The 13,179-nt window shown below is 51.8% G+C and carries 6 protein-coding genes; 3 read left to right on the top strand and 3 right to left on the bottom strand.

The window, feature by feature from the left end; genetic code table 11:
- Positions 1-344 precede the first annotated feature (344 nt).
- Both addA and ACI4N7_RS03575 read right to left on the bottom strand, forming a co-directional pair.
- Positions 345-4,205 (bottom strand): helicase-exonuclease AddAB subunit AddA, encoded by a 3,861-nt coding sequence (gene addA / locus ACI4N7_RS03580; protein WP_439731992.1) that lies wholly within the window; start codon positions 4,203-4,205, stop codon positions 345-347.
- Between the two features lie 792 nt (positions 4,206-4,997).
- A complete protein-coding gene (locus ACI4N7_RS03575; protein WP_439731991.1) occupies positions 4,998-8,435 on the bottom strand; it encodes a PD-(D/E)XK nuclease family protein in 3,438 nt (1,145 codons plus the stop codon).
- Between the two features lie 361 nt (positions 8,436-8,796).
- On the opposite strand from ACI4N7_RS03575, the gene ACI4N7_RS03570 reads away from it, so the two are divergent.
- Positions 8,797-9,963 (top strand): MFS transporter, encoded by a 1,167-nt coding sequence (locus ACI4N7_RS03570; protein ID WP_439731990.1) that lies wholly within the window; start codon positions 8,797-8,799, stop codon positions 9,961-9,963.
- Between the two features lie 453 nt (positions 9,964-10,416).
- Here the strand turns inward: ACI4N7_RS03570 and ACI4N7_RS03565 are convergent, their stop codons facing one another.
- Positions 10,417-11,577, bottom strand: a complete 1,161-nt coding sequence (locus ACI4N7_RS03565; protein WP_439731989.1) for a twin-arginine translocation signal domain-containing protein — start codon at positions 11,575-11,577, stop codon at positions 10,417-10,419.
- Positions 11,578-12,113: 536 nt separating this feature from the next.
- Between ACI4N7_RS03565 and tatA the strand changes: the two genes are divergently transcribed.
- Both tatA and tatC read left to right on the top strand, forming a co-directional pair.
- Positions 12,114-12,317, top strand: a complete 204-nt coding sequence (tatA, locus tag ACI4N7_RS03560; protein ID WP_439731988.1) for a twin-arginine translocase TatA/TatE family subunit — start codon at positions 12,114-12,116, stop codon at positions 12,315-12,317.
- The gene (gene tatC, locus ACI4N7_RS03555; protein ID WP_439731987.1) at positions 12,314-13,057 is read left to right on the top strand and encodes a twin-arginine translocase subunit TatC; all 744 of its coding nucleotides are present in this window, start codon (positions 12,314-12,316) and stop codon (positions 13,055-13,057) included. The genes tatA and tatC overlap by 4 nt, the downstream gene beginning before the upstream one ends.
- The last annotated feature ends 122 nt before the right edge of the window (positions 13,058-13,179 follow it).

Here is a 13,179-nt window from a genome sequence, read left to right as displayed (position 1 = left end):
AATGGTTTAAGACGCCCCTTCCCGATATGCCTGCTACTGCAGAAGAAGCACTGGGAATCTGAAGTAAAAAAGAGCTCCGAAAAGGGGCTCTTTTTTTTATGGGCTGGTGGACTAGTGAGACGGCTTTCCGCTTTCTGCGGACCGTGGGATGCTGAACTTACTGAACTGTATTCTCGTACGCAAGGGGGGCAGAGGGGGCAGGCCGCCCACAGGCTTCGCCCTGGGCGGGCCGGTTCGGCCCGGGAACAGCTCCGCCTTCCGGGCTGGTTCAGAGGGAGTGATAAATGCCGCTTCGCGGCGATTAAGGTGGGCGCCCGGAGGGTGCGGGGCCGCACAGAATTCCTTTATATCTTCTCTACTTCAATGGCCTTGCCATAGGTGAAGGACCACAGATAAAGGTGGGATACCGGTTTGCCCAGCAGTTTTTCAGCAGCCTCTCCATAGACCTGAAGCTGGATTTTGTAATGCTCTTTCAGTGCTTCTTCCGTCATGGTATGGTCGGTTTTATAGTCAATGATGATGAAGTCTTTTTCATTTTCCAGAAGGCAGTCCATAATGCCCTGAAGGAAGATGTTTTCTCCTTCTTCGCAGTTTGGATAGAAGGAACGGGCAGGGAGAAGGATGGAGAAGGGCATTTCTTTCCTTATGATCCGAGCCTGTTTCATCTTTTCTGCCAGCGGACCCCGAGCGAAGGCGAGGAGGGCGGAGACAGGGGTCTGTTTCCGTTTCGGGGAGAGGAGGGTTTCCCCTTCTTCCTCAGTGAAGACGTGGTTTTCCACCAGCTGCCGGATGGCGGACTGGATGGAGGCTTCATCGGCAGGTAGGGTGGTAAAATCGATCATTTCCATGGCTTTGTGCATGAGAGTACCGAAGGAAGTGCCCTGGAATTTCATTTCATCTGCTGCCAGAAAGAGGGGCGGTGCTGCGTAGTCCGCATCCAGGGCATCATCAGCTTCACCTGCAAGAATGGCGGAAGGAAGTGGCGGCTCGTCGCTTTCCCGGTATTCTGCCTGTTCCCGCAGATGAACGGCGGCGGTGGCGGTAAGTTTGGCCGGTGTTTCCACAGCACCGGGATGGCTGTAGGTCCAGGAAAGCTGCTTATCCATCCAGTCCGGTGCTTTTTCAGGAATATGGGAAAGGAAATCATGAAGGTCCCTGGTTTCCTCCCGGTCCTCTTCCTGCAGAGAGGAAAGAGGGGAAGAATCGGATGAATCAGTGAGGCATGCGGCCTCTTCTTCTGTAAGGAGATCCTTCTGGTTTGTAATATGGAAGGAGAAAAGAGAATGATCGGAAGGGGCATCCTCACGGAAGGAGGGGATTTTTCCCACCTTTTCCCAGGCCTCTTTCATGGTCCTGTGGTGCAGGGCGGCAGGCATGATCCAGTCCAGATAGGATTTGGCGTTGGCGGTGAGATGGGAAGGCAGGGGAGCAAGAGGTTCGTCCGATGTCCGTCCGGCAAGGGAGGTGGTCCAGCGGTCCAGATCGGCGTCCAGATCCTTTCGGATACCGGTAATATACAGCTTATCCCGGGCTCTGGTCATGGCTACATAGAGCAGGCGGGCTTCTTCCGCCAGATTTTCCTTTCGGGAGGCTTCCTTCAGAGCATACCAGTACAGGCTGGGCCAGCGGACCTTATGCTGCCTGTCATAGTACTGTATACCAAGGCCCAGAGACTTGTGGCAGATGGCAGTCTGCCAGGTGTCCCGCAGGTTGAATTCTTTCTGCGCATCGGCCAGGAAGACTATCGGAAATTCCAGTCCCTTGCTTTTATGGATGGTCATAATGTGGACGGAGTCTGGAATGGAGGAAACGGAAAGAGACTTGAAGGCTTTATTTTCTTTTCTCAGTTCCCCCAGGTAATTGAGGAAAGAATAGAGTCCGCTTTTGGGAGCACTGTCCCTTTCCAGTGCCAGGTGGTAGAAGGAGAGTACGTGGCCTGCCCGCCATGCGCCGCCGGGGAGTCCCGATACATAGGTGAGATAATCCGTATCGCCCAGAATTCGGCGGAGGAGTGGAGCAGTGCCGTCCCGCAGGGCATTTTCCCGCCAGTCCTGATAGAGGGAGAGGAAATGGTGCAGTTTTTTATTCTTTTCCGGTGAAAGGATAGAAGCAGTAAGGAGAGGCCAGAGGCTGGTTTCTCCGGTTTCTGCTTTTTTCAGGGCCAGAAGAGCCAGGTCTTTTTCGTCCAGTCCGACAAAGACGGAGCGGAGCACCGCGGCCAGGGCCAGATCCTGCAGCGGATTGTCCAGAATTTTCAGAAGAGCCCAGAGAATTTCCACTTCTCCGCTTTCCATGAAGTCTTCTTCCTTATCAGACACGGCGGGAATATGATTTTCCTCCAGCACCTTCATGAGCTGGGGGCCTTTTCCTGCAATGGAGCGGAGAAGGATGACGATATCTCCATAGTTCATGGGACGGAAGGTGCCGTTTTTATTCATGACGGTCTTTCCTCCATCCATCATTTCATGGATACGGCGGGCGATGAGACGTCCTTCCAGGGTCATGTTTTCCATATCCTTCAGGTCGTCAGGAATGTCAGCCTCCGCCATGTCTTTTCGGTCAATGAGGTCGATGGTCACTGATCCGCCGGCATAGGAGGCGGGGCGCTGTTCCTCATGGCGTCCTGCATAGAGGGCTTCTGCGTCGCCGTAATCCAGCTCCAGGTTCTTTCGTGTCATGATCTGGCGGAAAAGGAAATTAATGGAGGAAAGGATGGCGGCATCGCTCCTGAAATTGCGGTTCAGGTCGATGCGCCGGGACGGTGCGTCTTTATCCAGAGAATAGGTATGGTATTTTTCGAGGAAAATGGTGGGATCTGCCTGACGGAATCGATAGATACTCTGCTTGATATCACCCACCATGAAACGGTTATTTCCGCTGGATACCAGCTGCGTGATAAGCTCCTGCACACCATTGGTATCCTGGTATTCATCAATCATGACTTCCTTGTACCGGCTTCGGATGGCAAGCGCGGCGGCAGAGGGGAAGAGGCAGGCCTTTTCCGGAGTGAAGTCCGGATTGTCACGATCCAGCAGGATTTCCAGGGCATAATGCTCCATATCATTGAAATTCATGAGCCCCTCCTGCTTCTTCCGCTCTTTCAGAGCAGAGGAAAAATCGAGGGCCAGCCGGGAGAGGACAGACACGGTGGGATACATGGCGCCTGTTTCCGAAATCCATCGTTTTTCAGAAATCTGGGCAAAGGGAAGAATTTCCTTCTGCCAGGTCTTCTTTGCCTCGGTGCGCAGCCCTTTGATGGTCTCCGCATCGGGAGAACTGTTGAAATCGGAGGATTTGGCCAGATGGAAGGATACCGCCTGGGACTTCGTCATGCTTTTCAGGGTATCCATGGAAAAAGAAGGCAGGCTGAACCAGTCCTTCCAGTTCTTCATGGAAGCCAGGGTGGAGAAATAGGCATATTCATTGCTGAGCTGGCTGCTGTATACTGCCTGGGCCATGGGATTCATTTCCATAATGGCAAACATCTGCCGGTAGGAATCGGTGATCTTTTCTGAAAGGGACACCAGCTTTTCCAATACCGGCCTGTCCCAGGGGAGATCGTCCATGGAGGCGCCGTCGGGAATGCGGTAATGGGCGGGAAGACCGGCGATCCAGTCCTCAGGAAAAGGGAGGGAGCAGGAAAAATGAAAAATGGTAAGAATCATTTCCTTCAAGGCGTGATCCTGGTATCGGTCTGCGAAAAGATCGACCGTATCAAGAAAATCGGCGTCTTCTTTTTCATACCATTTTTCCAGTACTTCCGACAGCACTTCGTCTTCCAGCAGAAATTCTTCATTTTCATCAGATAAAATTCTGATTTTGGGATCCAGATCCAGCAGGTAGAAATACTGATGGATAATGGATTGGAAATAGGAGTCCAGCGTGGAAATCTGGGCGCTTCCCAGAAGAGATATCTGCTTTTCCAAATGACGGACAAGACCTTCATCATTCGCTTCATCCGCCTCTTTCAGCGCATTGGAAAGGGCTTCTGAAATCCGGGCCTTCATTTCGCTGGCGGCGGCTTTGGTGAAAGTGAGTACCAGCAGTTCATTGATATCTGTACCATTGGCAGGATCTTTCACCAGTCGGGCGATCCGCTCGGTCAGCACAGCCGTTTTTCCGCTGCCTGCCGCGGCGGAAAGAAGGAGATTCTTTCCGCGGAGGGAAAGGGCCTCCTCCTGTTCTTTTGTCCAATGGTTGCTCATAATAGTTTCTCCTTTCCATGGTGCATGGATAATGAAATGTGGAATTAAAGAGTGGACGGCCAATTAATTTCAAGAGCCTTTCCATGAATCGACCGGTGGATTCGTGATTAAGATTAAAATGGAGGGGAAAAAATGCATTAGCTGATTCTTTCCGCCGATTTGTATTGATTGGCATTTTTCTCACTTGCTGTTTATACCCGGCTCCTTCATTTCACTCAGGGTGACATGTGAAAGGCGGGAGACAGCAGAAAAGAGCGATAGAGTTGTTCATTAGGAATATCCCGTGAAACTCGTCATTCTGAGCGTAAGCGAAGAATCTTGGCAAGCGCTGGTTATGACACGTTCAAGCATTCTGCTATAGGCCAGATATTCATTTTCCCGCCGACTGTTATTTATCAGCATTTTCTTCACCTGCTGCTTTTACCGAGATCCTTCGTTTCACTCAGGATGACGTGTGGAAGGCGGGGAAATAGGGAAGAATAATCGAGTCGTTTATGAGGGCTACCCCGTGATACTTGTCATTCTGAGCGTAAGCGAAGAATCTTGGCAAGCGCTGGTTATGACACTTTCAAGCATTCTGCGATAGGCCAGATATTCATTTTCCCGCCGACTGTTATTTATCAGCATTTTCTTCACCTGCTGCTTTTACCGAGATCCTTTGTTTCACTCAGGATGACATGTGAGAGGCGGGGAGGCTGACGTGTATTGAGGTATTTATACTGCGTCAGACAAAGCCGCTGCCGCAGACCACAATACAAAAGGCAATTTGAACTTCAGCCGCCTAAGAAGCTGTCAACCGTTCTCTTTTGAATCTTCTGCGCCTGCAGGTTTTTCGGATGGATTTTCTGCCATTTCCGACAGATGCTTTTTCAGTTCCCTGTCCGAAGGCAGGTGGATATAATCATAGGTTTCTCCTTCGCCTTTGGGGTCAAACTGGCATACTGCATGATAGGGGCAGTAGGTACAGGGAATCTTGCCTTTGTAGCGGACCGGGCGGATGGGAATCCGGCCCTTTTCCATGGCGTGGTAGATATCCAGCAGTTTCTTTTTGACTATAGCGAGAAGATTTTTGAAATCATCAGCAGACAGAAGGGAAGAAGAGTTCTGGGCCAGGGTACCCTTTCCTGTAAATTTCACAGACAGGAAGGAGTCATCCTCTCCGGCGGCGCTGTCCAGGGAGCGCACTACATCGGGATCGTTCAGAATCCAGCCGGAAGTCTGTTCCCGATCCTGACTCAGCGGGGTATCTTCCGACGGCACAGAGGGAAGGCTTCGCACGTCGCCGGACAGGTAAATATACATGAGGGCAGCGGGAAGAAGGCCTTCGCCGCCTTCTTCTTCCACATCCAGAAGATAGGTGAGAAGCTGGAGCTTCAGACCGGCGGCTGCTTCCTGCAGGGTGGCGGTGGTATGACCGGTCTTATAGTCAAAGATGGCGACTGCGTTTCCGCACCTGTCGATACGGTCGATTTTTCCGTTCAGTGTGAAAGTATCATTTTCACCGGCTAAATGAAGGTAAAATTCCTTTTCCAGGGCCTTTGTATCAAAAGAGCTGTTCCGGCTCCATCTGCGCAGTGCGGTGAGGGAACGGCGGAACGTTTCATTCAGCGCTCTTTCCGTATAACGGGAGGCGCCGTCGGCATGAAGAGCGCCGTAATGAACCTTGGGTGCCAGTCGGGAGGCAATGGTTTCTGACAGACTGCTGATATCTTCATCGGTGGCATCCCGCCACTGCTTCTTTTCTCCTGCCAGAGACTGCCCGAACTGATGAAGACCGGCATGGAGATAATTGCCAAAATCCAGGGCTTCCATGTCCCCTTCATCCCGCTTGTCGATTTTGAGTCCGTATTTCATGAAATACATGAAAGGACAGTGGCGGTAATTTTCAAAACGGGTGACGGAACCGAAGAAGCGGCCCTGGGGTTTGAAAAGCCGGGCTGCCAGTTCCTGCGGAAGAGGAGGCGCTTCGTTTTTGTATTGAAATCCGGACAGGTTTTCCTTCAGGTCTTCTTCATAGCCGTGATCCCTGGCCCAGCGTACCAGAGCGGCCCAGGGGGAAGAGGGTTCCGGTATGTGTTCCCGGAGAAGGGAAGGCAGGAGGGAGAGGGCCTGCCGGGGATTGGAAAAGTAAGAGCGGTCTTCCAGGCGGTCTCTGGGAGAAAGAGTGCGGTTTTCTTCTGCGTATCCCAGCCGCTGGAGCTGGGAAATGAGGAAGGAAGGCTCTGTATCATTATTGTCATCATTGACGGAAGGCCGGGTGATGTAAAGTACCTTTTCAGCCCTGGTCAGGGCCAGGTAGGTAAAGAACTGTTCCTTGTGCACCTCTTCAAGCAGGTTTTCGCCAAAGATGAGACGGCTGTCCCTGTAGATTTTCTGCCGCTCCAGTTCTGTAAAGAATCCGCTTTCTTCCACCCGGCGGGGAAATTCTCCTTCTGCGGCTCCGGGAATAAATACAGCAGCTGCTTCCATACCGTAGCCTCTGTCCATGCCTGTGACGGTGACATGATCCAGGGTAGGAGGAATGGTAGAATAGGTCAGGGCGGACAGACCGTCTTCAAAGATGGAGAGAAAGTCTTTTTCGGAAACGGCATCGCCGCCGGCAGTATGGACAATTTCATCCAGCAGGGTGAGGATTTTCTTCCATACCTGCAGATGAGGGCGCAGGTTGGTATGAATGGATTCCTTTTCATCCATACGGCTGAGACGGTCAGGAATTTTTCGGGCCATCATCCACTGGTAAAGAATACGGCAGCGGTCTTTCGGCAGAGGATGGTTCTTCCACTCGTCGGTCAGCGGATCCAGCAGGCCGGTAAGGCGCTGGCGCCATGCATTGGCCTGACGGAGCTCTTCCTGCTCTTTGTCTGACAGGGCAGGCGGAGGCGCATCCAGATCACGGTAGGTGCGGAATACCCACTCTTCATGGTACTGCCAGGGGCGGATGCCGTGGGAAAGCACATAATTTTCAAGCCGGTCCACATCCTCTTCCGGCCATTCGGGCAGCAGGAAGGTCTTCAGCATCCGGAAAATGATTTCCCGCTGCCATCCGCTGTTTTTCCTGCTGCTTTCCGACGTAAGGAAACGGACCAGGCTGTCCAGGAGCACCACCAGAGGATGGTTGTTCATGGGGTGCTTGCGGTCAATGAATCCAGGAATTTCATAGCGCTTGAAGGACCGCTCGAATAAATCATCATAGTCCTCCGGATTTCTGAGGAGCACCAGAATATCCCGAAAACGGAGGCGGCAGTCCCGCACCAGGGTAAGAATGGTACGGGAAATGAAGTCCACTTCTTCGGCTCGGTGGGAAGCGGTGACCAGATGAAGCCCTTCCTGCGGCAGGACGTTCTCCTTCTTTGGAAGGGGAGAAGGATCAGCACGGCGGTTGAAAAAACAGCGGGCCATGGCCTGCAGGGAGGGAGAAGAAAACCGGCAGTCATTGGAAAGGGTGACAGAGGAAAAATGCCGCTCTTCTTCAGATAAAAGGGTAAACAGATGGAAGGGGCGGGCAAAATTCGGATTGACTGCCGCTTCCGTGGGGTTATCCATCTGCAGGGTCATGGTGACCGTGTCCGCCGTATGAATCAGTGCGGACACGATGCGTATCTTCTGGGGAGCCATGCCGTTGAAGCCGTCAATCCATATGCGGGAAGAACGGAGGGAAGGAGATTTGGGGATTTCCCGGGCCAGCAGGTCAAAAAGACTGCCCTGATAATCAAAATGCTCCTTCAGGTAAGCATGGTAAGCACGGTACAGCAGGGCCAGATCAGACATCTTCCTCCCCAGCGGTGTGTCACCCTGGGCCTCGGCAGCTCCTTCCAGATCTTCCTCGGCTACACAGAACATATCCAGCTGATGGAAAAAATTGGTCAGCTTTTCGGAAAAATGAGGATAGGAAGCGGCTTTCATGATCATCTGAAGCTCGCCTTTATGCTCCTCCAGCAGGCGGCGCAGGATGATCTGCTGTCCCAGAGGCGACAGTGCATCACTGACAGGGGAATGAAGCTCCTGGAAAATGCGGTAGGCCAGGCGGGAAAAACCGCAGACCGTCACATTCGTAAATCCGCCTCCCGGAAACGACTGTGCCAGCCGGTATTCCGCCGTATAGGTGCCCTGATCCGGCACCAGAAGGAAGGCCTTCCTGTCAGGACTGCCTTTAACGAATTCCCCTATTTCCCGGCAGCACCGTTCCGTCTTTCCCGTTCCTGCCCGGCCAAATATGAATTGAAGTCCCATGGTATCCATCCTTTCCCGGTTTTCTGTAACAACTTTATTATACATTATACTATGGACGCAAAATGAAACGAATAGAGCCGGTGCAGGGCTGCTTAGTGATTGCGGCGCCGGACCGTATTCCCGAAGAGACCCACGTTTCTGGGTGTGGAGTGCCATTGCCTGATGCTGTCGTGCGGACTGAAGGTTGTATTCGCCAGTACTCGGAGCAAGTCTGTCTGTATTCCCCAAAACGAGTGGGTTCAGAGGGGGATGGCGGCGTTCTTTGAACCTTTTGGATAGGGCATTCCGTTTCCTTTACATCCTATGCCTTTGTGATACAATAGATATGCTTCTCTATAGTACTTATGAAAGGTATGTTTATATGTCTGATAATAAGATCTGGACCCGGGAATTCGTGGGAATGGGGCTCACGAATTTCTTTTATTTTATGTCCCAATATATTATGATTGCGGCGCTTCCTGTATTCATCATGGATGACCTGGGGAAGGGGCAGTGGGAGGCAGGCATGGCTATGACCTGTTTCCAGATCGGCACTGTATTGTGCCGCCCTGTGGCAGGAAGGATTATTGACGGCGTGAATAAGCAGAAGCTGCTGTTTATTGCTTCATTGATTTTCTTCCTTCTCATGGTAGGCTTTTACTTTGCCTCCGGACTTCATACGGTGTGGTTCCTTCGCCTTGTTCATGGCGTGATATTTGCTCTGGGCACCACTGCATCGGCGGCTATGGCGGCTATGGTGCTTCCTGCACGGCGCAAGGGGGAAGGAATCGGCTACTTTGCCGTATCCGGCAACATGGCCATGGTCATCGGGCCGCTGGTGGGGCTGCTGGTTATGGATTACCTGGGTTCCCATCCTCTTTTCATCTTCCTGGCTCTGCTGGCCCTGGGAGCACTGGCAGGAGGCAACGGAAAGAAGCTGCCTGATGAGGTGATTCTTCCCAGCGGAAAGAAGAAAAGCGGATTTCATATAGGAGACTTTATTGAAAAAAAGGCTCTTCCTTCGGTCATTCTGGGCGGCCTTGTATTCTTTGCCTATGGCGGGGTGCTTACCTTTATTCCCATGTATACCAGGACCCTGGGCATGGGCGAGGATACCAGTCTTTTCTTCCTTGTCTTTGCCTTGGTGATCGTGGTGACAAGACCCTTTGTGGGCTATCTGTTTGACCACCATGGTCCCAATGCCACTGTCTATCCGGGTTTTGCCTTTTTCTCCGTGGGCTTCATTCTTTTCAGTCTGACAGGAACTCTGTTCATGCTCCTTTTGTCTGCGGCTGTGCTGGGCATCGGCTTTGGCGCTCTGGCACCGGCTTTCCAGACACTGGCGGTGCAGAGTGCGCCGCCTTCCCGGGCAGGGGTGGCAACCTCCACCTATTTCTGGTCCCTGGATATTTCTGTAGGACTGGCGGCAGCTCTTCTGGGCGTGGCGGCCAATGCCTTCGGTTATCCTTTCATGTATGGCGTCATCTGCCTGGCTTCCTCCCTTCTCGGACTGGCCTATTATTTCTTCTGGAGAAGAAGCCTTTCCTGAATCTGCATTTCAAATCGTCGTTTCGAGCGGAGGAAAGCGGCAGAAAAATGCAGAGCGTTCGTGAATCCGGTGAAGAGGAGTTGAGAAATCTCAGCCCTGATAGTACAAGTGCATCGTAATGCAGGGATCTCTCGGCGCAGAGCTTTCATAGAGCCCGGATCATTCATCCTCATACCGCCGTGCAGCGCCGTGCAGCCCCGCTCGAGATGACGAAGCGACGGACAGCTTACCTTCCTCTCGACAGAATCTGAAAATCCCCGAGAAGAATATGAGAGTCATGAAAAAGAGGCCGTGAAAAAATGATTGAACATTTTTTCACGGCCTCTTTTTGAATGCTTGGGTACCGGTGATTTTTTGCTAAAAGGAATGGAGTGAATAGCTGCTATAAGTATGCGCTGCAGGCACCTTCATATCCCATCGGCTCTGAAGGACCGGTCAAATCCCGGAACCTTTTCAGTCCTTTGTCACGATCTTTCCTGCCAGTGCTTCAATCTGTTCTTCTCCATCGGGGAAGGAAGAAAGGTGGTTGATGTACATGAAGGAAACCTGGGAGCCGATGTAGTTCCGGAAACGGTTGAATTTTTCCGGATTCTTTTCCGCATCAATACCGTAGCGGGAGGAGGCCACATTTTTCAGGATAGCAATGGACTTCTGGGAAGCTGGGGAAGTGAGAACCCAGTCATGGTCTCCCAGATGAACGATGTATCCTTCCTGCTTGTGGGGAGCAGGGAGGCCTTCTCCGTCTTTTCTGAGATAGCCGCTGCGGACAGGATCTTTTCCAGCAATGAGGGCGGCTGCCTTGATCCAGCCCACCACATCCTGTTCTTCCTTCGGGCTGGAGGGAGCTCCGTGGGCGCAGGCCTGGGCAGTTACAACCTCTGCCGGGATACCGCGGATCATGGATTCGGCGATACTGAGCACATGATGGGCACCCTGACCGGCCAGAGTATATTCCTTGAGAGAGCTTCCATCCTTCTGCCACTGGAATACGTAGGGCTTTTCAATGTCGTGAAGGGCCTGGCCCGCCATGGCAGTATCATAGTCTACATCGTAGCCGAAGACATCTTTGTAGGTGCGGCAGATGCCGGAAGTAATGTGCAGGTTGCTGCAGACATGGGTGGCAAGGCCGCCGGGATAGGGATGATGGCTCATGTATCCGCTGCCGGGAGCAGTCATGAAGGGCTGCAGGCGGGAAGGAACCGGAGGAAAGAGTGTTTCCGCAGAAATTTTGGATGGGTCTGCCAGCTTCATTTCCACCAGCTTGTTATACACCCGGGTAATCTGGGAGGAAGAACTGTAGTTTTCCATGAAGGTAGGTTCCGGATGGCGGATCATGGAAAGGACTGACGATTTCAGGCTGCTGTCATGGATGGTGTTCACCAGACTGAGGATATCCTCATAGGAACCCTTTACCAGGGGAGAGCTTTTGGCAGATTCTTCTGCAGCAGGCAGGGCGGAAAGAGCACAGGGCCGGATCTCCAGTGATTTGGCGGTTTCTTCCGCAGCTGAGGCTTGAAAGGGAAAGCGGAAAAGAAGAGCACCGGCGGCACTGCCGGCAGCGAGCTTCAGAAAAGTCCTTCTGGAAATGGGTTCCTTCATCATGGATTCACTCATAGATTCATCCTCCTCAACGTAAACATATAAAAGCGGGGCAGGAAATGTTCATTTTCCCCGCTTGAAGAAGCACCGGTTCGGTCGGTGAATCAGCACTTCCCTGCAATAAAAGCCGGATGGGAAATGTCCGGCAGGCGGGAGAAAATCCGGAAAAGCACCGATTCAGTCATAGAATCTGCTTTCATAAGAATTTTTATGCCCGATGGCGTCATGGAGTTCTTTGAACAGTTGGAGCCGGCTGTTCACATCATTCCATTTCCTGTACTGCATAAAGTGGTAGAAATGAAAGCAGACAGCAGCTGTATCGGCGCTTCCCTGGGAAAGGGAGATCTCCTGCTTTCCTTTCAGTGTAATGAGGATTTGCAAAGGGAAAAATAAAATATGGAAAAATAAAAGCAAAAAGAGTCAGATTTCTGTAAATTTGCAGAAATTTGGCAGAATATGACAGAACTTATAACAAGATTTGACGGAAAGAAAAAAATGGCCGCTTATGATGGAAGGAAATCATCATTTGTATTTCATAAAGGAGGCTTCCCATGTTTGGTATTGGAATTCCAGAACTGCTTCTCATCCTGGTTATCGGTCTGATTGTTTTCGGCCCCGGCAAGCTGCCGGAAATTGGAAAAGCCCTTGGTAAAAGCATGCATGAATTCAAGGATGCGGTAAATATGGACGAACCGAAAACGGTGGTGGTGAAGGCGGAATCTGCAGAAGTCAAGACGGAAGGCGCTAAAAAATGACAGCCCCCGGTGAAGCAGCCGGTGACATGCCTTTGACCGGTCACCTGGCGGAGCTTAGAAAGCGGATACTCTATTCTCTGGCGGCGGTGCTGGCCGGTACGGCCATCTGCCTTTTCTTTATACAGAACCTCATATCCTTCTTGACGGCACCGGCGGGTCACCTTTACTTTGCCAGGCCGGCGGAGGTATTTGTCATTTATATGAAGACTGCCCTCATTGCCGGTTTCATTCTGGCGTCGCCGGTGGTATTCTTCCAGTTCTGGCGCTTTATCCTGCCGGCCATGACGGATCGGGAAAAAACCTGGACCATCCTCTTTGTCCCTCTCTCTGTAGGACTTTTTCTCGGGGGCATCGGATTTTCTTATTTTCTTGTCATGCCCCAGAGCCTTCATTTCCTCATGGCTTTCGGCGGCGACAGCTTCACGCCTCTCCTTTCCATGGAAAGCTACCTGGAATTTGTCATCCTCATGATTCTTCCCTTCGGCGTCATCTTCAACATGCCACTGATCATGACTGCTCTGTCTCTGGCAGGGCTGGTGAAGGGAAAGACCCTGAAAAAAGGAAGAAAATTTGTCATCCTGGGCGCCTTTATCCTGGCGGCGGTAATAACGCCAACACCGGATATCCTTACCCAGTCCCTTTTGGCTCTGCCGGCCATTGCTCTTTATGAAATATCACTTCATTTTATAGGGCTTTTGGAAAAGACGAGACACCGCGACAACGAATCAGTGCTTCCTTAAAACGGGGCACCGGCATTTACCTATCTCTTCTCCCTGAAAAGACACTGCCCATGGCGGGCGGTGCCTTTTTGATTGGTGAAAAAAGCATCAAGCCGTAATGTGGTATAAGATCTCTCGACTTG

The sequence above is a fragment of the Dialister sp. genome, assembly GCF_051885895.1.
Lineage (GTDB): Bacteria > Bacillota > Negativicutes > Veillonellales > Dialisteraceae > Dialister.
The sequence above is the reverse complement of the archived record's forward strand: the minus strand, read 5'-3'. Positions and strand labels throughout refer to the sequence as shown.

Excerpts from the sequence above, each read along its gene's own strand:
- addA (WP_439731992.1), bottom strand. The coding sequence starts at position 4,205 with ATGAGCAACCATTGGACAAAAGAACAGGAGGAGGCCCTTTCCCTCCGC.
- ACI4N7_RS03575 (WP_439731991.1), bottom strand. The coding sequence starts at position 8,435 with ATGGGACTTCAATTCATATTTGGCCGGGCAGGAACGGGAAAGACGGAA.
- ACI4N7_RS03570 (WP_439731990.1), top strand. The coding sequence starts at position 8,797 with ATGTCTGATAATAAGATCTGGACCCGGGAATTCGTGGGAATGGGGCTC.
- ACI4N7_RS03565 (WP_439731989.1), bottom strand. The coding sequence starts at position 11,577 with ATGAGTGAATCCATGATGAAGGAACCCATTTCCAGAAGGACTTTTCTG.
- tatA (WP_439731988.1), top strand. The coding sequence starts at position 12,114 with ATGTTTGGTATTGGAATTCCAGAACTGCTTCTCATCCTGGTTATCGGT.
- tatC (WP_439731987.1), top strand. The coding sequence starts at position 12,314 with ATGACAGCCCCCGGTGAAGCAGCCGGTGACATGCCTTTGACCGGTCAC.